This window comes from Loktanella sp. 3ANDIMAR09, from assembly GCF_001420005.1.
Classification (GTDB): Bacteria; Pseudomonadota; Alphaproteobacteria; order Rhodobacterales; family Rhodobacteraceae; genus Loktanella.
In genome coordinates, this window is sequence record NZ_LJAK01000001.1 from 100,385 (window position 1) to 124,027 (window position 23,643).

Below are 23,643 nucleotides of genomic sequence, written 5' to 3' on the forward strand. Positions count from 1 at the left end.
TCATTAACGCACCGTACATGGAATTCAGGGCATCAAGTCAAAGTTCAGAATGAACGGCCCTTTCCGGTTCTCGTCAGAATGACACGTCACTGGCCCTGAAAACGGGGCTCACTCTCACCAGAGGGCGGCAAAAGCCGTCGCCAAAAGGACAAAGCATATGTCAAGCATTCTGACCAACAACGGCGCAATGGTCGCGCTGCAAACGCTCAAATCCATCAATTCCAACCTTGGCAAAACCCAGGAAATGATCTCGACCGGCAAGGCCGTTTCCTCGGCCAAGGACAATGCCGCAGTCTGGTCGATTTCCAAGCAGATGGACTCCGACGTCAAGGGATTCAAAGCCATCTCGGAAAGCCTGGGCCTGGGTCTGTCCACCGTGGCCGTTGCACGCAACGCCGCCGAAACCGTCACGGACCTGCTGACCGACATCAAGGGCAAGATCGTCGCAGCCCAAGAGGAAAACGTCGACCGCAACAAGATCCAGACAGACATCACGGCGCTGACCGACCAGATCAAATCGGTTGTGGGCGCGGCACAGTTCAACGGCCTGAACCTTGTGGACGGCTCATCGACTGATTCCGTCGACATCCTGTCATCGCTCGACCGCGGGCTGGACGGCTCCGTCACCCCGGCAAGGATCGAGGTGTCGCGCAGCAACCTGTCCGTGACCGAACCGGCGACGGCAGCGGTCTATGGCGGCTCGACGTTCGGTACCGAACCAGAAGCTGCCGCGCTGATCTCGGGCACCGGCACCACTGAATTCGATGGATCGGCACCGGACGGCACCGACCTGACGACGGTCGCCGCATCGGGCGGCACCGAGGCGATCACGATCGGCGAAACCTACGAAGGTGCCAGCTACCAGATCGTCCTCGACGACATTGCGGTCAATGTCGTAGGCGGCGGGACAACGACGGGCTCCCGGACATTCGAATATGTCGCGAGCGCGACTGACGGCACCGCAGACGTGGCACGTAACCTGAATGCGCAGATCAGTGCCTTCTTCGGGGCTGCAACCGATCCAGCCGACGCCTATTCCGTCGCCATCGATCCCAACGACAGCAGCAGCCTGATCATCACCAATGGATCATCAGCCGGTATCGTTGTGGGCCTCGCTGCAGAATTCGGCGGCACACCCGGCTCATCGACCGCAACGGGTGGTCTGGGTGCGCTTGCAACACTCGACGTCACCACTGACGGAGGTGCGACAGGTGCATTGGCGGCAATCGACGACCTGATCGAAAAATCCATCGACGCCGCCGCATCTTTCGGTTCGGCACAGGGCCGGATCGAAACGCAGTCGAACTTCATCAGCAATCTGACCGACTCGATCAAATCCGGGATCGGCACACTGGTGGATGCCAATATGGAGGAGGCATCCGCCCGCCTTCAGGCGCTTCAGGTGCAACAGCAGCTGGGCGTTCAGTCCCTGTCGATCGCCAACCAGGCACCACAGTCGATCCTGTCGCTGTTCCGCTAAGAAACCAGGCCGGGGATGCGCGACCGCACCCCCGGCACCAGCGCCATGCGTGGTAAAACCACGCTCCGTTCTCTCTCGTCCCGAAAGGACACATCGTGAACGTCATCGACAAAGCTCGACATGCCTATGCCCCCTCACGCACGATGCTGCGCACCGGGCGCGCCATCGAGGCCGAACTGCTCAGCGAGGTGACTGGCCGACTGCGCCGGTATGGGCAGGATTTCCCCAAGGCCGCCGCCGCCGTGAATGACAATCGCCGTATCTGGTCGGTCCTTGCGGCAGACGTTGGCGCTGATGGCAATGAACTGCCACAGGCCCTGCGTGCCCAACTCTTCTATCTCGCTGAATTCACTCATTTTCACAGCGACCGCTTCCTGCGGAACGAGGCAGGTCTCGAGGCGCTGATCGATATCAATACCGCCGTCATTCGCGGCCTGAACGCACAGGGGGCAAGCTGATGTCTGGCCTCGTCTTGAAACTCAATCCCTACGAAAGGGTGCTCGTGAACGGCGCCGTGATCGAAAACGGCAATCGACGCAGCAAGCTTTCGATTGTGACTCCCAATGCGAATATCCTGCGTCTGCGCGATGCATTGCGACCGGATCAGGCCAATACGCCAGTCAGACGTGTCTGCTATATCGCACAGCTTGCGCTGTCCGGGGACGCCGACCAGACCGACGCCCGGTCGCAATTGCTGAGCGGGATTGCCCAGCTTGGCATGGCTCTGATCGACCAAGAAAGTCAGCAACATCTGCGGGATGCGCAGCAGGCAACCCATGATGGTGACTGCTATCGCGCGCTCAAGTGTCTCAGGCGGCTTCTTCCCATCGAAGACGCCTTGATGGCGATGCCGATGTCATGAGTTTTCAGCCGGTTGTTCCCTTCGCAGGCTATGCTGGCTGGCGTTTTCTGCAGCGGACGCTTGTCGTTCAGCAAGAAACCTTTGCGAACACGCCCCAGGTCAGCCGGGCAACCGACTACTTCAAGGCCAACATCGGATCGGTCTCCAGCGCCGCCGATCTGGTAAAGGATCGCCAGCTTTTGCAGGTCGCACTCGGCGCTTTCGGCTTGGACGAGGATATCTACAACCGGTTCTTTATCGAAAAAATCCTGCGCGAGGGGACCAGCAGCCCTGACGCCCTCGCGAACAAGCTGTCTGACAAGCGCTACGCTCGACTTGCATCGGTGTTTGGTCTGGATGGTTCTGCTTTGCCGCCCGCCTTGCGTCCAACGCTGGGCCCGCAGATCGCAGATCAATATGATCGCAAGCAGTTCGAGATTGCTGTCGGACAGCAGGACAACAACATGCGCAGCGCACTGAACCTCGACAGTGGCCTGCAAAATGTCCTTGGAGCCGCGCGATCAAATAATGCGCGTTGGTTCAGCATCATGGGCGATCCGCCCTTGCGGGCGGTTTTCGAACAGGCGCTCGGGCTTCCGTCGTCGCTCGCCCGGATCGATCTTGATCAGCAGTTGGACACATTCAAATCACGCGCCCGCACAGTATTTGGAACAGATGATGTCAGCCAATTGGCAGACTCTGACCGTCAAGAGGACGTGATCCGTCTGTTCCTTGTCAGGGCAGAGGCCGCGCAATCGGCACAGACCACATCTGCGTCATTGGCGCTGACGCTGATCCAATCCATCCCGCGACGGTCATCATTGCCCCGGTTTTTCTGACATTGCCAAACGGAGTTGCGCAAAATGCGCCTCCGCATCGCGACGATCCTTGATCGTCAGAAACGTCTCAAGCGCATCTCGGCATTTGACCGCAGCATCAAGCTTTGGGTCAGCGCCAGACTGGTACAGGCCGGCCTGTATCATCGTCTCCGACCTGTCATAAATTGCCAGGCGTTCACGCGCATCACTGATCAACTGATTTTCTGAACGACTCGCCGCTGCCGGCAGCGACCGCGAAACACTGGCCGGGACGTCGATCGCCGGAAAACGGCCTCTTTCAGCGATTGTCCTGCTCAGCACCACATGCCCGTCCAGGACACCGCGCACCATGTCGGCAACGGGTTCATCCATATCCGACCCGGCAACGAGGACCGTATAGACTGCGGTGATGTCGCCCATGTCGCCTACACCGGGGCCCGCGCGTTCACATAGCCGCGCGATCGCCCCGGCCGCAGATGGCGGATGGCCACGCAGGTTGGCAGCCTCCCCGGCGGCGACCGCAACCTCCCGATGCGCCTCGCAAAAACGCGTCAATGAATCGACCAACAGCAGAACGTGCAGCCCTTGATCGCGGAAATATTCGGCCACGGCCGTGGCCGAAGCGGCGCAGCGCCGGCGCGTTTGTGGTGCCCGGTCGGATGTGGCCGCGACAATCACCGCGCGCGCCATGCCCTCTGGTCCCAGCGTATCCTCGACGAAACCGCGCACTTCGCGTCCGCGTTCGCCCACCAGCGCGATCACCACCACATCAGCAGCGACGCCGCGTGCCAGTTCTGCAAGGAGTGATGATTTGCCCACGCCAGACCCGGCAAAGATACCAATACGCTGCCCCCGCACGAGGGGCAGGATCGTGTTGAATACGGCCAGACCAGTGGACAACCGCAGCCCGAGTGGTCTGCGATCATGCGCAGGCGGCGGGCAGCGTTCGAGACGAACGCCGCCTACCTCGGGCAAGAGCGGCAGCCCATCAAGTGGCTGACCATCCGGATCGACGACCCGTCCGATCCAGTGGCGGCCGGGGGAAAATCGGCCCGGCCCGACCGGGCGCACCCGGTCCCCGACGGCAAGCCCTGTCGCCTCTCCGTCCAGGACAGCATCTGCCGACACCCCGTCCAGCCGGATGACTTCGGCCATGATCGGCTCACCTGCCGGCATCACCACCACGCGATCACCCAGTCGCAAACAATCCGCCAGACCCACGATCCGAATCCCACCCCCAAAGACGTTCGAGAGACGTCCGACGGGGGTCACCGCCTTTAAATCATGCAGTGCGGCGGTCATGCGGCTCAATATGTCTGTCATCTGGCGATCCTTAGGCAACTCACGTTCTTTTAAGGAATCACCCTTAATCCTTCGTGCATCACCACGAGGGAGAATCCCCGATGTATCAAACGCTCGCCCTGTTCAGGATGTCTTCGGACATGGCCCGCCATGCGGGTCAGGCGCAGGCCCAGATTGCCCGGAATGTCGCCCATGCCGATACGCCAGGCTATCGCGCGCAGGCCCTGCCCGATTTTGCCGACACGCTGCGCCCCGGCCCCCAAACCGCATTGCGCCGGACACGACCCGGTCATGTCATGCACGACACATCGCACGCGCGTGCACGTCTGGTTGATCGTGGTTCGGAACCCGCCCCGAATGGCAATTCGGTCTCGCTCGAGGATGAATTGCTCGCCTCTGTCGATGCTGGCAGCAGCCACCGTCGGGCACTCGCCATCTATAGCCATACGATGACCGTGCTGCGCACGACCCTTGGCCGCTAGGAAAAAACAACATGACAGATTTCAGCGACGCCCGTGCGGTTGCAACCAGCGGCATGCGGGCTCAGGCAGCCCGATTGCGACATGTCTCCGAGAATATCGCGAATACCGACACCCCCGGTTATCGACGCAAGACCGTCAGCTTTCAGTCGGCGATGGACGGCCCCGGCATCCGTGTCGGCGCGGTCCGGCTGGACCAATCCCCCCTGACCGAAGTGTTCGACCCTGCGCATCCGCTCGCCAATCAGACCGGTTATTACGACGGCTCAAACGTCAACCTGCTGATGGAAATCGCCGACGCCCGCGAGGCGCAGCGCAGCTACGAGGCCAACCTCAAGATGTTCGACCAGGCCCGGCAGATGGGCCAGGGCCTGCTCGACTTGCTCAGAAAATAGGAAATTCCATGGATATTCGTTCCGCAATCGTCGCTCAGAACTATGCAAGCAACCTTGCTGCCACCAAACCTGAACCAAACGCAGCCACAGCCGTGGCCGGTGCCGCGCAAGACTTCATGGCGACACTCAACGCCAGCGAGGCTGCAGCATTGCAGTCCATGTCCGGCGCGGGCGATCCGCACACGCTGGTGCAGGCGTTGGCCCAGACCGAACTGGCCGTGCAAACGGCCGTCACCGTCCGCGACAAGGTCGTCGAAGCCTACCAGGAAATTCTGAGGATGCCGATCTGATGTCCGAGGCCCTGTTCTACGACACCCTGCGTCAGGGGCTTTGGATTGCCTTTCTGATCTCGCTGCCGGTGCTGACGGTCGCCCTGATCGTGGGCCTGGCCATCGGCCTGTTTCAGGCACTGACCTCTATCCAGGAAATGACACTGACCTTCGTGCCGAAACTGGGGGCCATCATCCTCGTGTTCTGGATCACCATGAACTTCATGACGGACACGCTGGTGGACTTCTTTCAGGACACATTGCTGGCGACGATCGCGGGGGGCTAGGTCATGGATAACGCCACATATGCAGCACTCACCCGGCAAAGCGGGCTTTTGTCCGAAATGCAGATTGTCGCGCACAACATCGCGAATGCGGCCACAACCGGCTTCAAGGCCGAGGGGGTCGCATTTTCGGAATACATTGCCGACATCGGACGCGATGCGCCGGTCCTGTCCATGGCCGCCGCGCGCATTCAGCTGACAGATCAGACCCAAGGCACGCTGACCCAAACGGGGGGCACATTCGACCTTGCGATCGAGGGGGACGGCTATTTCACGGTCGACACCCCCGACGGGCCGCGACTGACGCGTGCCGGCAGCTTTGCGCCAGATGCGATCGGCACCTTGATGACCCATGACGGCAATCCGGTTCTGGATATTGGCGGTGCCCCCGTCTTTGTGCCTGCCGGTGCGGGCCAGATCGGCATTTCCGCCGACGGCACGATCAGCGCCGACGGTCAGGCCATTGGTCAGATCGGTCTGGTGGTGCCCAACGACCCGACCGAACTGCGGCGTCAGACCGGAACCTTGTTTGATGCGCCCGCGGGCTTTGGCCCGGCACCCAACGGGCGCATGCTGCAAGGGTTTGTCGAGGACAGCAACGTGAACCCGATCCTTCAGGTCGGTCGCATGATCGCGGTGCAACGGGCCTATGAACTGGGTCAGAATTTCCTGCAAAGCGAAGACGAGCGCATCCGCGGCGTCATCCAGGCCATCGGCCGCTAACCCCAGAAAGGAGCCTGCCATGCGCGCACTCAAGATCGCTGCCGCCGGCATGACCGCCCAGCAGATGCGGGTCGAGGTCATCTCGAACAACCTCGCGAACATGTCGACGACAGGCTACAACGCCAGACGCGCCGAATTCGCGGACCTGCACTATCAGCAAATGGCGCGCCCCGGCACGATCAACGCTGCCACCGGCGCGGTGCTGCCAACGGGTATCCAGCTTGGGCTGGGCGTTCGGCCGACCTCGGTCAGCATGCTGATCGAACAGGGCACCCTCGCCGCAACCGGCGGCGAACTTGACGTCGCCATCGAGGGACTTGGCTATCTCGAGGTAACCTTGCCCGACGGCACCCCGGCATACACCCGCGATGGCGCATTGAAACTGACCGGCGAGGGGCAGATCGTGACCGCGGACGGCCATCCGGTCGTTCCCGACATCACCGTTCCCGAAGATTCCCGTTCCTTGTCGATCAACGCCCAGGGCGAAGTCTGGGCTTATTTTCTCGGGCAGGTGCAACCTGCCTTGCTTGGCCAGCTGTCACTGGCCAACTTTACCAATCCCAAGGGGTTGGAGGCGATTGGATCGAACCTTTTTCTGGAAACCAACGCCTCTGGTCCCGCCACGGTCTCGATCCCCGGCGACGACGGTCTTGGCACCTTGCGCCAAGGGTATCTGGAAGAAAGTTCCGTCGATCCCGTCAAGGAAGTCACCGATCTGATTGCCGCGCAGCGCGGCTACGAGCTGAACTCCAAGGTGATCACGGCCAGCGATCAGATGCTCAGCTCGATGGTGCAGATCCGATGACCCGCTGGCTGATCATGGCGCTGCTCCTTGCGGCGCCCGCACAGGCGGAAACAATCGTGGCGGCGCGGAATATCCCGGCACAGACGCTGATCGGCCCTGATGATTTGCTGGTGTCCCCCATTGATGTGCCAGGCGGAACCGACGATCCCCTCCTGCTAGTCGGGATGGAGGCCCGGACAGCCCTCTATGCCGGACGCCCAGTGCGTCCCGCCGACGTAGGCTTTCCGGCTATTGTCGACCGCAACCAACTGATAACACTCATCTACGACGTCGGCGGCCTGCTTATCTCGACAGAGGGCCGCGCATTGGGCCGCGCCGGCGAGGGCGAGGTCATCCGCGTGATGAACATGGCGTCACGGGCGACGGTATCCGCACGCATCTCGGCCGAAGGCACCGCCCATGTCGCGCGTTAACCTGCTGCTTCTGGCCCTGCTGGCCGCCTGTTCGACGACCAAGGTTGGCCGCGCCCCGGAACTCACCCCGATTGCGGCGACAGCCGACAGGACGGCGATGGTGACCTACGCCCTGCCCCAGACACTGGACCGCGCGCCGCAACTGCCCGGTGCCGGGGCCTCGCTGTGGACCGGGGACCGGGGATCGTTGCTGGGGGACAGGCGCGCGATGCAACAAGGCGACATTCTGACCGTCGTGATCGAAATCGACGACAGCGCAAATATTTCGAACTCTGGCGACCGGTCACGATCTGCCAGTCAGAGCATGGCCGTTCCCAACCTGCTGGGGCTGCCCCAAAGCCTGGACAAGAAACTGCCCCAAGGGGCCAGCCTTGGGACCGCCGTTGGCATCAATTCTTCAAGTGCTGCGCAGGGCCAGGGGTCGGTCAGCCGGACAGAGCAACTGGAATTGCGGATCGCCGCGACAATCGTCGATGTTTTGCCGAACGGCGTGCTCTCGATCGCTGGTCAACAAGAGGTGCGCGTAAACTTTGAACTGCGCGAACTGCTCGTGACAGGGTTCGTGCGACCGGCCGACATCACGCGCCAGAACGAAATCACCTACGATAAAATCGCCTCAGCCCGTATTTCCTATGGGGGCCGGGGCCAGATCACCGACATGGTGCAACCGCGATACGGCCAGCAAGCGCTTGAATCCGTTCTCCCCTTCTGAATGAGAAAGTCATTACCATGAAGAAACTGATTATCCCTTTCGCCATGGTCATCATCGGGGCTGGGGCCGGGGCCGGCGCGGCCTTTTTCACGCGGCCACCGCTGCCGGAGGCAGGCGCTGACCTCGCCGAAACAGACCCCTGCGGTCCAGCCCAGACGACCGTTGCGGAAAATGCCGACCCGCAGCCGATCGAGACAGGGCAGGATTCGGAATTCGCCGTGCTTGGCAAACAGTTCATCGTGCCGGTGATCGAGGGTGAGGCACTGACGGCCATGATGCTGGTTTCCATCAGTATCGAAGTGCCGACCGGCCAGACAAACGACATTTATGACCGTGAGCCACGTTTGCGCGACAGCATGCTTCAGGACCTTTTCGCGCACGCGAACATCGGTGGGTTCTCAGGGAACTATACCGAAAACAGCAAAATGCAGATCCTGCGCACCGATCTCTTGCGCAGCGCACGTGATATCGTGGGTGAAACAGCGCTCGATGTTCTCGTCCTTGACATCATCAAGCAGGACGTCTGATTCACCAATCGGTCCGGCGCATGCGATCCTTTTTATGCTGAGCCTTCGCCTGAACATGCAGCGTCTCGATCGCAGTGCGGCGACCGAAACTGCCACGGAGTTTTTCAATCTGGGCGGCCTTGCGTACCAACGTTCGCGCCAGCTCTCCGTTAAGATCCGCCTGCCTTGTCGCGATCCAAGTTTGCCACAGCGCATCTGACCCGGAAAGAAAAGCCGCATCTGGTGGGGTCGCAGCACGATCATGCAATCGCGCCTGATCGGTGGCAAGGCAATGCAATTGCTGGCGGATTGCCCTTTCGGTCCGCGCAAGCTGCGCCATTTCCGCCTGATCCGCCTGATAAATCGCCTCGGTGACGCGCATCATCGCATCATATGCACTGTGCCGCATCACGTGGTCGCCGCCTTCTTGCGCATTCTTTGCGCAAATCGAATGGCTGTCGCGACTGCCTGAAAATGCTCCGCCGCGATCTCTTCGCCAATACCAACGGTTCCATGCAGCGCGCGCGGTGGGCGGGTCGGAATGGATCGGCACCTGGTGCTCCATCGCGATTTTTCTGATCCGTGCTGCGATTTCGTCCACACCTTTGGCCACGCAGACCGGTGCCCGACCGCGACCGCCTCCCCACTGCAAGGCCACCGCATAGTGGGTGGGGTTTACGATCACCACACTGGCCTGCGGCACGTCCGCCAGCATCTGATGGGTTGCAATGTCCATGCCTTTTTGCCGGCGGCGTTGTTTCATCGCCGGATCACCTTCGGCGTTTTTCATCTCGTCCATCAGCTCCTTGCGAGACATCCGATGCTTTCGCAGGTGCTCTGCACGCTGAAACAGGAAATCAACGACACCCAGACTGACCGAGATGCACAGAACGATCGCCAGCAACTTGATCGTCATCTGCCCCAAAGCGACAATGATCACGGCCGGATCCGATGTGACACTTGCCAACACCTGCGCGCGTTCCGACTGCAGGTACAACCCCAGGACCACAGAATAGAGCATCAGTTTCAGAAAACTCTTGGCGAATTCAAACAGCCCTTGGCGACCAAATTTGTTTTTGATCCCCGCGAGCGGTGAAATTCTGTTCCACTTGGGTGCAAGCTTGGTTGGGGCCACGACGAAGGCCTGCTGCGCAACAACCGACAAGAGCGCAAAGGCGGCAGGCAATGCAAACCATGGACCAAGGGCCAGAACAACGGCCCCCGCCGTCCCGCCCAGTACCGGTTGCAAGCCACCATCGCGCGTGAGTTCGGCCAAACGGTCCGCCTGTTCGAGGAACAGTCGCAGTTGCGTGCCTACCGCAACCATGCTCGCCCCGCCCCACACGACCAACGCTGTCAGCAAACCAGCATAGGCGGCTGCCGTGATCAGGTCGGTTGATTTTGCGACTTCCCCCTTGCGCCGCGCATCATCCAGTTTTTTCTGACTGGGTTCGTGTTCCTTATCGTCCGAATTTTCATCGCTCATGGAAATGCTCCATCAGGATCGCTGACAAGCCGTTCCATCGCTGCCAACCAGACCTCCAACATCACGGGCGCACTCAGAAATAACAACAAGAGCCCACCGGCCGTGATGGCAGGCGCCCCGACAAAGCTGACCATCAACTGCGGCATCGCCCGGTTGATCACGCCCAGTGTCAAATTATACATGAGCGACGCCATCACGAATGGCCCCGCCAGCGTGAAACCCAAGGCAAAGATGCGTGCCACCGCTGCCAGACCGACCTCTGCGATGACCGAAGGTTCAAGCAGCACCCCGATCGGGGCAAGCGCATAGGTTTCGATCATATAAGACGCGAAATCCGTGTGCAGCCCCATCAATGCCACGAGCGCCAGACCGGCGACGACCAGAACCTGGCCGATTGCGGGCTGTGGATCGACCCCGGCCGTCCCTCCGAAAATCTGACTCAACGATGTGGACTGTGCCGCAATCATGCCCGCAATCTGAAGTGCGAACACGAAAAACCGCAAAAGCAGGCCGAAAAACAGTCCTGCAATTACCTCCGGGGCCAATATGGCCGCGGCTCCCTGTGGCGTCGCCGGGATTGCTCCCACCGTCCCAACCATTACCGGCAGGACGATCAGGGTGAACGCGACCGCGATACCGAAACGCACTCTGACGGGGATGGATTGCTCCCCGAATGCGGGCAGGATTGCGACCATCGCACCAATTCGCAAAAATACAACAGCCATGGCCCATAAGGTCGTTTGCGAAAGCGTCAGCAGCGCATCCATCAGGCTGCCACCAGCCCCACCAGTGACGGCCTTGCCTCGATACCGATCTCTTCGAATGACAAAACGGGGTTCATGATGCCCCGCGCGGCCATCACGGTGCGCAGGAACTTGCGCCGACGTACCGATGTAACGACTGCCGCCAGAGTGCCATGTGCTGCGGCCTGTTCCAGTTTGGCTGCGATCCCATCAGCCAACCTGTTGAATTCATCCGGCGGCAATGCCACGTCCGCAATCCCGCCGCCTCGGTCGCTTCGTACCTCAAAGGTGCTGAATGCCTCTTCCCACTCCGGAGCAAGCTGCACCAAGGGTATCGTGCCGTCGGGCCTTCGGATTTCGGCCACAAGCTGAAATCCAAGCCGTTGCCGGACCTGTTCCGTGATAGCCTCGACCGACTGCTGGCCTTGGCGGGCCTCTGCGATTGCTTCGAGGATCAAGGGCAGGTTGCGGATTGATACACGTTCTTCAAGTAGTTGTCGCAATACAGCCAGCAGGATATCCATCGGGACCCTGTCGGGCATCAGTTCATCCAGCAACCTTCGGTTTGCCTCTGCCCGCGACTGGTCGGACAGCTGCACCATCTCGTCCAGCCGTCGGCGCAGTGCCTTGTGCGAGAGCAAACGCGCAAAATTCCGTTTCACGATCTCGAGCAGATGCGTGGCCAGCACCTCTGCCGGTTGTACCGTGGTCAATCCGGCAAAGGCGGCCTCTTCTTGCCGGGCCGTATCGATCCAGCGCGCAGGAGCACCGTAAACCGGTTCGGCGACCGCCTCGCCAGGCAAGGAGGTTCCCCCCTCGGGCAGCAGGGCAAGCAGCTTGTCTGATCGCAGGACATCCCGAACCTGTTCAACCCCCTGCACATGGATCACGTAACTGCCCGCCGGCAAGCTCGCATTGTCCGTCAGCCGCACCTCAGGAAGCAAAACGCCGTAGGTCGTCGCGATATGTTTGCGCATGTTGATGATGCGCGCATCCAGCCCCGTACCAGGATCAATCACCATATCCACAAGATCAGGCGCGAATTCGACATGGATATCATCGAGATCCAGAAAATCACCGATTGAGCGTTCTGGCGTGTGATCCTCTGCGCCGCGATCAGATGCAACTTGCAATGCGGCCCTGGTTCGCTGTGCCTGATGCCCGAGCCAGGCACATGCACCCAGAACCGCCGCGCCGATAATAAACGGAAGAAACGGCAATCCCGGCACCAAGGCAAACAACGCCAGCAATACCGCGACCGTGGCCAATGCAGCCGGGTGTCGGCCCAGTTGATCAACCAATGCCAAATCTGTTGAACCGGTGGCCCCGCCACGAGCCAGCAGCAACGCCGATGCAATCGAGATGATGACGGCTGGTATCTGACTGACCAATCCATCTCCGACCGTCAGGATTGCGTATGTTTCGAATGCCTCGCCGAACGGCATGCCCATCACAGCGATGCCGATGACCAAACCGACGACCAGATTGAGGGCTGTGATCAGTAGCCCTGCAACCGCGTCGCCCTTGACGAATTTCGATGCCCCATCAAGCGAGCCGAAAAAGGTTGTCTCCGCCTGTTCCCTCTCGCGGCGAGCCTTTGCCTCTGCGTGGTCAATTGCGCCTGCTGCGACATCGCTGTCGATGGCGAGTTGCTTGCCCGGCATCGCATCCAGCGCAAAGCGCGCCCCGACCTCGGCCATTCTGGTCGCACCTTTGTTGATCACGACGAAATTCACGATCAACAGAACGCAGAAGACGACAACACCGAGCACTGCGTTTCCGCCCATGACGAACATGGCAAATCCCTCGATCACCTCACCCGCCGCGTCGGTGCCGGTATGGCCTTCGCCGATGATCAGCTTGGTCGAACTGACATTGAGCGACAGGCGAAGCATGAGTGACGCAAGCAGCACGGTCGGAAATGCCGAGAAATCAAGCGGTCTTTCGATGAAAAGTGTCACCGTGAAAATCAGGATTGCCAAGGCAAATGATGCCGCGAGGCCGATATCAAGGACAATCGCCGGCATCGGCAGAATCATCATGACGATGATCGCCATAAGCATCAGCGCGAGGGCGATCGTTGGTTGAAACGCGAAACTACCGATCCCCCTCATGGCAAGGACCGAATGCAAACTGCGACCGATAGCGGATTCAATTGGAATAGGACCTGCATTCTGCGTGGCATAGAATTGCCTTCCATCAACTTAATCACGCTACAAAATAGGGTATCAGGATTACCAAATTGTCACTGCGTGATGGGCGGCGGCAGTTGAAACCGGCCAAGTAGAGCATCCACAGTAGCCCGCGCTTCATTCGCATCCGCGATCAATGCCCGACCACTCGACAGTGGGGTGAGCGGATCGACTGCGATGGGGGGCCGCGTCGCAAGAATGGCCGCCGATTGTAGTAGCGGGTCATCCGTTCCAGACAATTGTACCCAGTCGCCATCGCGCCAGGCTGTGTCCATTTCATCCTCAACCGGCGGCCACGGCTCCGCTGCCAGGATTGCTGCTGCGCGCGACGTCGCAATACCCGCCAGCGCAATCTGCGCTTGGGCGGCATCATCCATTTGCATGAATGCCATCGCACGAAGATATCGGCGTTCCCCCATTGCGCCACCGGTAGCAGGGCCAGCAAGCAGCACAGCGGCGCGTTCTGGCAGACTCATCGTCAACAAACGGGCCGCGATCATATTCCGAACCTCCGCATTGGGTCGCAGCGCGTCACCACTGAATGCAAAGTCCAGAAACGATCCGTCCGCTGCTGTTTCTACGATGCGTTTTGAAACTTCGGTCCACGCAGGCATGATCTCATCACCATCGGCGGTCGCCGCTGCGCGCAAGCTGGCCAGCGCTGCCGGGAGATCCCCGTTTCGGGCATAGGCAAGTCCCAACGCTGTCCGCAATTCGTTCGCAATCGGTTCGTTCCGGTTCGCAAAAATCAGATCTTCCAGACGGCCAATCATGGCATCATGGACGCGATCATCATCTTCCAACATCATGTTCAGAAGACGAAGGACATCATCTGGCGGCATGTTCGGGTCCTCGGAAAAGCCTGCGAACAACATGGCGCGGGCCGCGTCAACATCACCATCGGCCACTAGAATTTCGGTCTGAACCACCGCAGCTTCTGTTGTGAAAAGAGCCTCTTTCTGACCGGTGGCCAACACCAGTTTTGCAGCATCTGGGGCATCTATCCGGCGCAGCCCCTCTGCAAGGCGAGGAGCGATGAGCACCTGCAAATGCCCGGGAAGCGTTTTGAACTTCTGCATGATCTGATTGACGTCCCACTCCGCTGGCGAAGGGCGTGCGCTGTCGGCGGCGAGCGCCCAGAGAGGGGCCATGCCCGGACAGTTCAACTGCGTTCGAAGTGTCTCGGACGCTGGCGGAATATTGTCGAAAACTTGCGCAAGTGTGCGTAAAGCCAGACGTGACCTGCTCTGCACGCCGTCGAGTTCCAGCGTGCGGATCGCCTCTTGTCCAAAACCGTAATAGACATAGGCGCGGGCCAATGCTTCGACCGCGGCCGGGTCAAACCGGTCACTGCCATCAGTCATGACCGCGCGAGCCTGTGCCAGACGCGCACCAAAAGGCACGTCGTCGCCGTACCACATGGTCACATCGAACACATCTTCGGACCAGCAGAGGTCTGGAGGTGGCGCTACTTCTGGCACATCGCGCGCTGAACGCAGGACCAGACCAGGTGCAGCCTGAAGCGGGCGATCCGGCGTCGCAGACATGACCGGCGCGGTGCCTGCATCTTGGGCCCCGCCCGCGCCCGTCAGGGTCAGGACCCCACGGGTCGATGCCTTTGCCAGTGTTTCGACCAAACTACGTTCGAAACCCACCAGATCGATGGATGGCCCAGCGATCGCCGCGATCGCACCACGATCAAGCGCAATCGCGGGCCCGCCAACCGTGATTGGCAGCATCAGTTCGGAGGTTGTGGCCGCGTCCGGCAAAAACGGGTCTTGTCCAGATCGGTTCGGCGTCGGTACGGACTCGTCTGTCACGTCAACCACGATAAATCTGTCGCGAAAAGAAAAGGCTGTAGCGCGACACTGACATGCCAGTTTGATCGAGAAAACATTGCCCGCAGTTGACACATCCGCCACCCGGTCGCGTCGGATGCGCTGAAATACACGCGTGAGGTCAAGGTCGAGAGGTGCTGCAACGCGCAGGTCATAACCTGTCTCCGTGCGCGTGAGGCTCCAGTCGTTTATATTTTCGACCGGTACAGTCACGCGGGTAAAACCATCATGATCCCCTGACAAAACGGTGCCGGCCCAGGCGAATGAAGGACAAAACAGAAAAAAGAGGACCACACGCACCAGTGTCATGCCGCGTCCTTTCTGACTGATTTCATCGCTTCCTCAAGCGCGGCAAACGAGGGCCGCAGATGCGACGGCGTGTTCTGACGTCCGACTTCGATACATATGTTAGGGGCATGTTGGTGAAGGTTTGCGACCAGAATCTCGCGTACTAATTTGGCGAAATGCGCATCCTCTTCGATGACGGCCCTGACCCTTGCCGAAAAGGGGCCGACAAATCCGTAGGCCAGAAAAACCCCCAGAAAAGTCCCGACCAACGCACCGCCAATCATTTTCCCCAAAATTTCAGGCGGCTGGTCAATTGAACCCATTGTCTTGATGACGCCCAGAACGGCCGCGACGATACCAAGCGCCGGCAACCCGTCTGCAACCGATTGCAAGGCGTGAGTGCTGTGCAGTTTGTGATGAAGCGTCGCCTCGATCCGGTTTTCCAGCACCTCTTCAACCTGATGCGGATCGTCATAATTCATCGACGCGGATCGCAACGTGTCGCAGATGATTGCCACGATTTCATCGTCTGCCGCGATCCTGGGGTATTTGGCGAAAATCGCAGAGCTGGCAGGGTCCTCGATATGGCCCTCGATTTCGACAGGATTGGCGCGATTCAATCGAATCAGTTCAAACAAAAGACACATGAGGTCTTGGTAATCAGACTGCCGCCATTTCGGCCCCTTGAACACCTTGCCGACATCACGAACGGTATGTTTGATCGTCGACATGTCATTTGAAATGACAAAAGCGCCCAGTGCCGCCCCCCCAATCATGATCATTTCAAAAGGCAAGGCCTTGAGGATGATCCCCATCTTGCCACCGGCCAAAAGGTAACCGCCAAACACCATGACAAAAACGATTGCAATTCCGGCCAGGCCCAGCATCCAGCGTTTTCCCTCTGATCATTCTGTCTCGGGCAACCGCCCGCCGCACGGTATGGCAGCAGAAGTTTAAGATTCCCTTTGCCTCATCCGTCAGGGGCGTTGGCGTTGCGTCCTGCCAGCACGACGCTGATGGAATAGGCATGCTCCGGCGGGACCAGGGTCATGATTTGTGCCGCGGCTTCGGCGCTCATCAGGCCTAGAAATCCGGCGGCGAAATCCGGCGACATCTGACTGAACAGATCTGCTGCCTGCTTGGGTTTCATCCCCTCGTAGACCGCTACCAGGCGGTCGACATCGGTTTCTGCAGCCACATCCACTTGCGCGATTGTCGCGCTCAGCGCCTCTTCGGCTGCCACTAACTGCGCCAGCCGCTCTGCGGCTTCCTGTTCTGCCAGCAACAGTGCGCGCATCCGCGCAGCGATGGCATCTTCGCGTTCCTTGACACGGGCCTCACGCTGTTGGAACGCCGCATTCAGCGCCGCCACCCCCTCGCCAGAGGCGGATGCCGCGACGGCAGCGGGGTCCGCTTGCTGCGTTTCCTCCGCCATGGCTGGACCGGCAACTGACAGTCGCACGATTGCCGAAAGCACCAGCAAACCGGCAAGCGCATGCAATGTACCGCCCTGGGATCGGATCATGCGGGAGCCTGCTCGCCAGTGCCAACCCGAAAGGGGTTCGGTTTTTTAACGGGCGGCGTTTGATCCTGCGGCAGATCATGCATTGCTGCCACAAGCAGTTCGAGATGACGCGCGGCGGCCTCTGCCCGTTCGCTCACCTCACCCAGCGTCGACACTGACGTCTGCGCTGTTTCCTGCGCGGCAAGGACCGATGTCGACAGATCACTGACCTGCGTGCTCAACGCGGTCACGGCACCGCCGACACCCCTTTCAAGGTCAGTGAACTGCCGCAACCGGCGCGACAGCACATGGCAGTAAAAACCGGCCCCGAGTGCACCTGACACCAACAAAATATCGGAAATCAATTCCATGACATAGCAACCTTTCTAGTTGATCACGAATTCCATGATGAGCAGATCGCGTACCCGATCATCGCCCACGACGATCTGAAGGCGCCGCAACATCTGGCTGCGCAAACGGATCAAGGCACCCGGATCCGACAATGCCGCGGCATCAACCGCCCGGAGATAATCGTTCAAAACGTCGATCATGCGCGGCATCAGGGCTGCTACCTCGCTTTCGGCACCGGGCGCGACCTCGACCTGGGCAGAGAAACGCAAATGCGATTGCATACCGCGTAGCGAGACGATCATCGGCTCCAGCGGAACGAATGCCACGGGCGGTATCACCTCAGCCGCTTCAACCACCACGGCATCACCTGATTCGGCATCAGCCTCAGGGGCAAACAGCATCCTGGAAACGCCGAAATAGGCACCGGCCGCCGCCAGCACAGCCAACAAAACCCCTATAAATAGAGGTAGTTTCGACCTTTTCGGCGTCCCATCCATGTCGGTCGCTGTCGCCTCTGCCATGACATCCTCCGGTTTGTCTGATGGGACCAGAAATAAACCGACAAGCCCTAACCGATTGTTAAGTCTGTTGCCCCAAACCAAGGGAGCATTGCGGCAGAAGCCCGAGAATCGGAGAGATCATGCAAGGATTGGCATCCGTCTGGACATCGCTTGGCGCATCTCGACGCCTGATTGCGATCGGGGCGTCCGTTGTCATCTTTCTGGCCGTGCTCCTGCTTGCACGGGGGGCGTCACAACGTGATCTGACGTTGCTTTTCGGCGGCCTTGAACCCGCTGCGGCAGGCGAGGTGATCACGGCACTGGACCAGCGCGGTGCGGTGTACGAAGTGCGTGGCGGGGCCATCTACGTCCCGCGCACGGACCGTGACATGTTGCGGATGTCGCTCGCTGGCGAGGGTCTGCCGCAGATCGGCGTCCAAGGATACGAACTTCTGGACGGCCTGTCCGGGTTCGGCACCACCAGCCAGATGTTCGACGCGGCCTACTGGCGCGCCAAGGAAGGCGAACTGGCACGGACCATCCTCGCCAACCCCGCGATCCGCGCCGCCCGCGTCCATATCTCAAGCGCAGGCGACCGCCCTTTTCGACGACCCGAAGCGCCGACAGCGGCTGTGACCGTCACAACCGCCGCAGGCGGTCTTGGAAAACAACAGATCGATGCCCTGCAATACCTTGTGGCGGCGGCAGTCAGTGGTCTGCAACCAGGCGATGTTGCAATTATCGATGATCGGGGGGGACTCTTGTCCGGGGCCGAGGATCTGTCCGCCATGACCGCAGGATCCGACAGGGCAGCACTCTTGCGCGCGCGCGCGGAACGCCTGCTGGCCGCCCGCGTGGGGCCCGGAAATGCCGTCGTAGAAGTATCCGTCGACACTGTGACCGAGGCAGAACAGATCGTCGAACGCACCGTCGATCCCGAATCGCGTATAGCGATCAGCACGGACGTCACCGAAACCGCGTCCACGGCGCAGGGCACCGCTGCGGGTGCCGTGGGCGTGGCATCGAATGTGCCGGACGGTGCTGCGGGGGGCGACGGCACATCGTCCAACCAGAACAGCGAAACCCGCGCTCTGACAAATTTCGAGGTGTCGCAGGTCGAACGTCAGATCACCCGCACGCCGGGTGCAGTCCGCCGCCTGACCGTTGCTGTCCTCGTCAACGATCGGCGCGATCTGGCCGAGGACGGCACGGAGACGCTCATCCCCCGCACGCCAGAGGAATTGGCCGATCTGACCGCACTTGTCTCGTCTGCGATCGGCCTCGATGAGGCGCGTGGCGATGTGATCACCCTCAGGTCGATGTCGTTCGGCACGTCACCTCCATCAGGCAGCGAGGCAGCGACACCCGGGTTGCTCGCCGGTCCGCTCAGCCTGATGCGGATCATACAGCTCGCCATTCTTGCTGTCGTTGCGTTGATCCTGGGGCTCTTTGTCGTACGACCGATCCTGACCAATTCCGCGACCGCCGCGCTGCCTGCACCCGGTGTCGCTGACGTATCCGGGCCATACGGTGGCGAGGTGATCGACAACATGACGAACATGCCGATAGCCGCCCCCACAGCAACCCAGCCCGTCGATCCGGTCAGCCGACTGCGCGCAATGATCGCCGAACGCGAAAGCGAAACAGTGCAGATCCTGCACGACTGGATGGATTCCAACGACAAGGAAGCCCGCTGAAATGGGACTTTCGAACCTGTTCGAGGATTTTGCCGATGATGCGCCCGCGGAAGCCCCCCGCGACGAAGACTTGCCCGGCTACGCTGCCGGCCACCGGGCGGGGCTGGCAGAGGCCGCACGTCATCGTGACGCCATTACGGTCGAGGCTGCTCAGACCATTGCCGATCTGACATTCACTTATGCAGAAGCCTCCCATCAGGTGCTGTCCGGCCTCCGACCGCTTCTCGCTGTCCTGACGGACCACCTTCTACCGCTCTGCGCCCCGGATGCGCTGCGCCACGACATCCTGAATTGTCTTCAGGTGGCGGCTGACCAGATTTCGGAACAGCCCCTGACCCTTCGTCTGCACCCCGATGCGGTCGGGCCTATTGCGTCGGCACTTTCCCCAACCCTGGGTGCACGCGTCAAACTGCTGCCCGACGATACCGTGTCGCCGCTGGCAGCACATCTGCACGGCACCCCAGGCGAGACACTCTTTGACAGGCAATCGCTCATTGAAGCGATCGCCGCTCTGATCGCGCAACTGGACACCCCCGAAACCAAGGAATTCGATCATGGATGAACCCCAAAACACCCAAACCGACGGCGGCCGCAACGCAGGCCCCCTGCAACAGATTCCGATCGAGGTCACGGTTTCGGTCGGCAAGGCCCGACCCTTGATCAAGGACCTTCTCACGCTTTCACAAAGCGCGATCCTTCCACTCGACCGCCGGATTGATGACCCGGTCGAACTTTATGTCGGGGACAAACTCATCGCGCGGGGTGAACTTCACGAATTGGACGGGTCTGAAGCCGGACAACTCGCGGTCCGCCTCACAGAAATTGTCAGCGATGCACGCACTCTTTCCTAAAGCTGTCAGTGTCCTGCCGCTGGTGTTGCTCGTTTGGGGCATGCCAGCCGAAGCCCAGGAATTGACCCTCGACCTGGGCAGCGATGCATCGCTGGCCACGCGCTCGGTGCAGCTTCTTGTGCTGATCACGGTCCTCAGCCTTGTGCCGGGGATCGCAATCATGGTGACCTGCTTTCCCTTCATGGTTACCGTACTTGCGATTTTGCGCCAGGCTATCGGACTTCAGCAATCACCACCGAACATGTTGATGGTCAGTCTTGCATTGTTCCTCACATACTTCGTCATGGAACCCGTTTTCACCGAAAGCTATGTGCAGGGCATCGCGCCCATGATGGACGGCACACTCCCCTTGGCGGACGGATTGGCACGCGCGATGGCACCTTTGCAGGACTTCATGCTTGCGCGCGTCGATCCGGACACGCTGTCCGATCTCGGCGCATTGCGTCCAGATCTCGATCCTGCCGCTCCTCTGGACCAGGCTCCGCTATCGGTGCTTGTGCCGTCTTTCCTACTCAGCGAAATCGCCCGCGCGTTCCAAGTTGGCTTTCTGATTTTCCTCCCGTTTCTGATCATCGACCTCGTGGTCGCGGCAGTCCTGATGTCCATGGGAATGATGATGGTGCCGCCCGCGATCGTGTCGCTCCCGTTCAAATTGGCGTTTTTCGTTGTGGCCGATGGCTGGTCACTCCTCGCGGCAAGCCTTGTGCGGGGATACGGATAGACACGGCTAGATCGCCAATGTCGTTCGACCGGCCGCCCTGATCCACATGTCTCAGCCGCTGTCTTGGCCAAAGCGGTGCGGTGCGGTCACGCTTGGACCCGGCCACGCTGACGAACGATGAACGATGAACGATGAACGATGAACGATGAACGATGAACGATGAACGATGAACGATGAACGATGAACGATGAACGATGAAGACCGGCCGACGATCGGTGCAACATACACATGTTGAATTCCGTGATCCGCCGGCAGCCCTGTGGGGTCGTCGCCCCGCATTTTCCGTCACGATCCACGACCTGCCACTGACCAGCCGACAAATTCATTTTCGATTCACTGGACAATGAACTCCGCATGCAGGGCACCGCTGGCCTTGATGCTCTTGAGGATATCGATCATGTCGCGCGGCGAGACGCCCAGCGCATTCAACCCTGCAACAACCTGGCTAAGTGTCGTGCCTTCTGGCAGCTCTGCCATGTTGATCCCCGGCTCCTCGTCGATACCCACATTGGTGCGCGGCACGACCACAGTTTCCCCTTCCGAAAATGGATTCGGCTGGGACACGAGCGGGGCCTCCTGCACACGCAATGTCAGATTGCCCTGGCTGACAGCGACCCGACTGATTCGCACATCCTCGCCCATGACGATGGTCCCGGATGCCTGGTCCACGACAACGCGCGCGCGACGTTCGGGTGCGACCGTCAGCGCCTCGATCCGGCCGATCGCGTGTGCCGGCGATGCCATGGATGTCGCTGCGATGTCGAATTCCACAGTGCCTGCGTCCAGCATCCATGCCACCCGTTTTCCGAATGTATGGTTTATCGCCGATTCGATCCGTGCCGCAGTGGTAAAGTCGGGCGTCCTCAATGCGAGGCGGATTGAGGTCAGGGCCGTGAAATCAAAGGCGACCTCGCGTTCAACTGTCGCCCCCGACGGTATCAGTCCGGCGGTTGGCACACCTTGCGTCACCCTTGCCCCTTCTCCTTCGGCGGCGACGCCACCGGCGATCACCGTTCCTTGCGCGACCGCATAGATTTCTCCATCGGCGGCGTTCAGAGGTGTCATGATCAGGGTTCCACCCAACAGGCTCTTGGCGTCGCCGATGGCCGATACGGTCACGTCGATCGGACTGCCCGCGCGGGCAAAAGGCGGCAACCGTGCCGTGACAAGGACGGCAGCAACATTTTTGGGTCGAAATTCTTCGCCGGTGACATTTACCCCCAGCCGTTCGAGGATATTGACCATGATTTCTTCGGTGAATGGGGCATTGCGCAACCCGTCGCCTGTCCCGTTCAGACCGACGACCAGCCCATACCCGACAAGGTCGTTGGTGCGGACGCCATCGAATTCTACCAAGTCCTTCAGCCGAATTTGCGCAGCCGCAGCGGTTTGCATCAAACACGCAAACCCTGTGACAAGGATCATCAGAAACCGGATCACAGGTAGGTCGCCAGGCTGAGGCGGGACAGGCGCGCCGTTGCGGTATAGTGCAATTCCAACTGCTGCTGCGCAGTTTGAAGTGCAGTGGCTGTCTGGAATGGATCAGCCTGCACTATGGTGTTGCGGGCCATCTCAAAGGCCGTTCGCTGCGCTGACTGGTAGGTCACACTGGCGTCCAGGCGGGCCTGGATCGCGCCGATGTCGCCGGCCAGCGCGATCAGGCCATTGGCCGCCGGCATCAGGTCCGCACCAGCGCGTCGCAGCAAATCCGCCCTGGTTTCAACGGTCAGACGGTCAGCGATCCGCCCGCCCATGGCAACAGTAGCCACTGCTGCAAGCGTGTCGCGCAATGCCAGATCGTCCGCGCGCCCAGGCACAGGTATGTTTTCACCGGAATTCACGCTGCGCATCACGGGTGGTCCTGCATCGCCGCCGTAGATGACAGCGCTGTAGCCCGCGACGGGATCCGAAAACCATTGATCAATCGCTGCAGTAATACCCGCTGGATCGGTCAGCCCCGCGACAACCGTATCGAGTTCTGACAATAGTCTTTCAACGTCAGCAAGTGGCGTGCGATCCACCGCAGCCCCCGCAAACAAGGACCTGCCACCAACACGTTCGTTGATCTGCGAAATCGCCTGCCCAAGAAGTGCCCGTCCATCGGCCTCCGCCCGGACGATTTGCGATTGCGGCGTCGTCGATGTGACCGTCAGCCAGCGCGCGCCCAGCTCGATGGCTGGATTTGCGACCGCCTCCAGCACGGCCTGTTTGCGCGTCAGTTCAAGGTCGAACGCAGAGGATGCCGCAAGAAAAGCATCAATCGTTTCGATGTCCCCCGACAGTGTCGCCAGTTCAGACGTGCGTCCTGACAGATGCTGCACCATATCGGCTGGACGACCAGTCGACAGCTCTTGGGCGAGGCGATCGAGGTTCGATTTCAATGTCTGACCATTGCGCAGGCTTTGAAAGGCTTGCGCGCGATCTCCAATTGACAGTCCGTTCATC

29 protein-coding genes are annotated in these 23,643 nt (G+C 60.2%); 17 read left to right on the forward strand and 12 right to left on the reverse strand.

All coding sequences use genetic code 11. The features are described 5' to 3' along the window. Positions 1-157 precede the first annotated feature (157 nt). From AN189_RS00500 to AN189_RS00515, 4 genes are all read left to right on the forward strand, one after another. Positions 158-1,480 carry a flagellin gene (locus AN189_RS00500; protein ID WP_056029396.1) on the forward strand — a complete coding sequence of 441 codons (1,323 nt, stop codon included), beginning with the start codon at positions 158-160 and terminating at the stop codon, positions 1,478-1,480. Positions 1,481-1,575: 95 nt separating this feature from the next. Continuing rightward, positions 1,576-1,938 carry a flagellar biosynthesis regulator FlaF gene (gene flaF / locus AN189_RS00505; RefSeq protein ID WP_253279518.1) on the forward strand — a complete coding sequence of 121 codons (363 nt, stop codon included), beginning with the start codon at positions 1,576-1,578 and terminating at the stop codon, positions 1,936-1,938. After that, on the forward strand, positions 1,938-2,342 hold the full coding sequence (gene flbT / locus AN189_RS00510) for a flagellar biosynthesis repressor FlbT (RefSeq protein ID WP_056029402.1): 405 nt from the start codon (positions 1,938-1,940) through the stop codon (positions 2,340-2,342). The genes flaF and flbT overlap by 1 nt, the downstream gene beginning before the upstream one ends. Further along, a complete protein-coding gene (locus AN189_RS00515) occupies positions 2,339-3,160 on the forward strand; it encodes a DUF1217 domain-containing protein (RefSeq protein WP_056029405.1) in 822 nt (273 codons plus the stop codon). Before flbT ends, AN189_RS00515 begins: the two co-directional genes overlap by 4 nt. Here the strand turns inward: AN189_RS00515 and AN189_RS00520 are convergent. Further along, on the reverse strand, positions 3,140-4,462 hold the full coding sequence (locus tag AN189_RS00520; protein WP_056029408.1) for a FliI/YscN family ATPase: 1,323 nt from the start codon (positions 4,460-4,462) through the stop codon (positions 3,140-3,142). The two genes, AN189_RS00515 and AN189_RS00520, sit on opposite strands and share 21 nt — an antisense overlap. 80 nt (positions 4,463-4,542) lie before the next feature. On the opposite strand from AN189_RS00520, the gene AN189_RS00525 reads away from it, so the two are divergent. Genes AN189_RS00525 through AN189_RS00565 form a run of 9 tightly spaced genes read left to right on the forward strand, consistent with a single transcriptional unit; the run spans position 4,543 to position 9,048 of the window. Continuing rightward, entirely contained in the window at positions 4,543-4,923 is a 381-nt protein-coding gene (locus AN189_RS00525; RefSeq protein ID WP_056029411.1) for a FlgB family protein, read from the forward strand. 11 nt (positions 4,924-4,934) lie between these two features. Next, positions 4,935-5,315 (forward strand): flagellar basal body rod protein FlgC, encoded by a 381-nt coding sequence (gene flgC / locus AN189_RS00530; protein WP_056029413.1) that lies wholly within the window; start codon positions 4,935-4,937, stop codon positions 5,313-5,315. An 8-nt stretch (positions 5,316-5,323) separates the two neighbouring features. Then, positions 5,324-5,605 (forward strand): flagellar hook-basal body complex protein FliE, encoded by a 282-nt coding sequence (fliE, locus tag AN189_RS00535; RefSeq protein WP_056029416.1) that lies wholly within the window; start codon positions 5,324-5,326, stop codon positions 5,603-5,605. Continuing rightward, positions 5,605-5,871 (forward strand): flagellar biosynthesis protein FliQ, encoded by a 267-nt coding sequence (fliQ, locus tag AN189_RS00540; RefSeq protein ID WP_172794824.1) that lies wholly within the window; start codon positions 5,605-5,607, stop codon positions 5,869-5,871. Before fliE ends, fliQ begins: the two co-directional genes overlap by 1 nt. A 3-nt stretch (positions 5,872-5,874) precedes the next feature. Then, the gene (locus AN189_RS00545; protein WP_056029422.1) at positions 5,875-6,591 is read left to right on the forward strand and encodes a flagellar hook-basal body complex protein; all 717 of its coding nucleotides are present in this window, start codon (positions 5,875-5,877) and stop codon (positions 6,589-6,591) included. Positions 6,592-6,610: 19 nt separating this feature from the next. After that, the gene (flgG, locus tag AN189_RS00550) at positions 6,611-7,396 is read left to right on the forward strand and encodes a flagellar basal-body rod protein FlgG (protein WP_056029426.1); all 786 of its coding nucleotides are present in this window, start codon (positions 6,611-6,613) and stop codon (positions 7,394-7,396) included. Continuing rightward, positions 7,393-7,809 carry a flagellar basal body P-ring formation chaperone FlgA gene (flgA, locus tag AN189_RS00555; RefSeq protein ID WP_056029429.1) on the forward strand — a complete coding sequence of 139 codons (417 nt, stop codon included), beginning with the start codon at positions 7,393-7,395 and terminating at the stop codon, positions 7,807-7,809. Before flgG ends, flgA begins: the two co-directional genes overlap by 4 nt. After that, on the forward strand, positions 7,796-8,521 hold the full coding sequence (gene flgH / locus AN189_RS00560; protein WP_056029432.1) for a flagellar basal body L-ring protein FlgH: 726 nt from the start codon (positions 7,796-7,798) through the stop codon (positions 8,519-8,521). The genes flgA and flgH overlap by 14 nt, the downstream gene beginning before the upstream one ends. A gap of 17 nt (positions 8,522-8,538) precedes the next feature. Continuing rightward, positions 8,539-9,048, forward strand: coding sequence for a hypothetical protein (locus tag AN189_RS00565; RefSeq protein WP_056029435.1), 510 nt, complete (start codon positions 8,539-8,541; stop codon positions 9,046-9,048). A 1-nt stretch (position 9,049) separates the two neighbouring features. On the opposite strand, the gene flhB is transcribed toward AN189_RS00565, so the two are convergent. The 8 genes from flhB to fliL all read right to left on the reverse strand — a co-directional run bounded on the left by flhB (position 9,050) and on the right by fliL (position 17,950). Continuing rightward, positions 9,050-10,513 (reverse strand): flagellar type III secretion system protein FlhB, encoded by a 1,464-nt coding sequence (gene flhB / locus AN189_RS00575; RefSeq protein WP_367379424.1) that lies wholly within the window; start codon positions 10,511-10,513, stop codon positions 9,050-9,052. Continuing rightward, on the reverse strand, positions 10,510-11,238 hold the full coding sequence (locus AN189_RS00580) for a flagellar biosynthetic protein FliR (protein WP_253279519.1): 729 nt from the start codon (positions 11,236-11,238) through the stop codon (positions 10,510-10,512). Before AN189_RS00580 ends, flhB begins: the two co-directional genes overlap by 4 nt. Before the next feature lie 41 nt (positions 11,239-11,279). Continuing rightward, entirely contained in the window at positions 11,280-13,370 is a 2,091-nt protein-coding gene (gene flhA, locus AN189_RS00585; RefSeq protein WP_056029445.1) for a flagellar biosynthesis protein FlhA, read from the reverse strand. Positions 13,371-13,501: 131 nt separating this feature from the next. Next, positions 13,502-15,595, reverse strand: a complete 2,094-nt coding sequence (locus AN189_RS00590; RefSeq protein WP_056029448.1) for a hypothetical protein — start codon at positions 15,593-15,595, stop codon at positions 13,502-13,504. Further along, on the reverse strand, positions 15,592-16,461 hold the full coding sequence (gene motA / locus AN189_RS00595; RefSeq protein WP_056029451.1) for a flagellar motor stator protein MotA: 870 nt from the start codon (positions 16,459-16,461) through the stop codon (positions 15,592-15,594). Before motA ends, AN189_RS00590 begins: the two co-directional genes overlap by 4 nt. 83 nt (positions 16,462-16,544) lie before the next feature. After that, on the reverse strand, positions 16,545-17,099 hold the full coding sequence (locus AN189_RS00600; protein WP_056029454.1) for a MotE family protein: 555 nt from the start codon (positions 17,097-17,099) through the stop codon (positions 16,545-16,547). After that, positions 17,096-17,449 (reverse strand): hypothetical protein, encoded by a 354-nt coding sequence (locus AN189_RS00605; RefSeq protein ID WP_056029457.1) that lies wholly within the window; start codon positions 17,447-17,449, stop codon positions 17,096-17,098. The genes AN189_RS00600 and AN189_RS00605 overlap by 4 nt, the downstream gene beginning before the upstream one ends. Before the next feature lie 15 nt (positions 17,450-17,464). Next, positions 17,465-17,950, reverse strand: coding sequence for a flagellar basal body-associated protein FliL (gene fliL, locus AN189_RS00610; protein WP_056029460.1), 486 nt, complete (start codon positions 17,948-17,950; stop codon positions 17,465-17,467). A gap of 119 nt (positions 17,951-18,069) precedes the next feature. On the opposite strand from fliL, the gene fliF reads away from it, so the two are divergent. Continuing rightward, on the forward strand, positions 18,070-19,626 hold the full coding sequence (fliF, locus tag AN189_RS00615) for a flagellar basal-body MS-ring/collar protein FliF (RefSeq protein WP_056029463.1): 1,557 nt from the start codon (positions 18,070-18,072) through the stop codon (positions 19,624-19,626). Here fliF and AN189_RS19705 read toward each other — a convergent pair. Further along, positions 19,532-19,822, reverse strand: coding sequence for a hypothetical protein (locus AN189_RS19705; protein WP_172794826.1), 291 nt, complete (start codon positions 19,820-19,822; stop codon positions 19,532-19,534). The two genes, fliF and AN189_RS19705, sit on opposite strands and share 95 nt — an antisense overlap. 3 nt (positions 19,823-19,825) lie before the next feature. On the opposite strand from AN189_RS19705, the gene AN189_RS19710 reads away from it, so the two are divergent. The 3 genes from AN189_RS19710 to fliP are packed head-to-tail and all read left to right on the forward strand — an operon-like array spanning position 19,826 to position 21,198. Beyond that, positions 19,826-20,188 (forward strand): hypothetical protein, encoded by a 363-nt coding sequence (locus AN189_RS19710; RefSeq protein WP_172794827.1) that lies wholly within the window; start codon positions 19,826-19,828, stop codon positions 20,186-20,188. Continuing rightward, on the forward strand, positions 20,181-20,477 hold the full coding sequence (locus AN189_RS00625; protein ID WP_056029467.1) for a FliM/FliN family flagellar motor C-terminal domain-containing protein: 297 nt from the start codon (positions 20,181-20,183) through the stop codon (positions 20,475-20,477). The genes AN189_RS19710 and AN189_RS00625 overlap by 8 nt, the downstream gene beginning before the upstream one ends. A 40-nt stretch (positions 20,478-20,517) precedes the next feature. Further along, entirely contained in the window at positions 20,518-21,198 is a 681-nt protein-coding gene (gene fliP, locus AN189_RS00630) for a flagellar type III secretion system pore protein FliP (protein WP_253279534.1), read from the forward strand. A gap of 333 nt (positions 21,199-21,531) precedes the next feature. Here the strand turns inward: fliP and AN189_RS00635 are convergent, their stop codons facing one another. Beyond that, positions 21,532-22,623, reverse strand: coding sequence for a flagellar basal body P-ring protein FlgI (locus AN189_RS00635; protein ID WP_056030619.1), 1,092 nt, complete (start codon positions 22,621-22,623; stop codon positions 21,532-21,534). 11 nt (positions 22,624-22,634) lie between these two features. Next, positions 22,635-23,642: a flagellin gene (locus tag AN189_RS00640; RefSeq protein ID WP_056029473.1), complete on the reverse strand. Its 1,008-nt coding sequence runs from the start codon at positions 23,640-23,642 to the stop codon at positions 22,635-22,637. Between the last annotated feature and the right edge of the window lies 1 nt (position 23,643).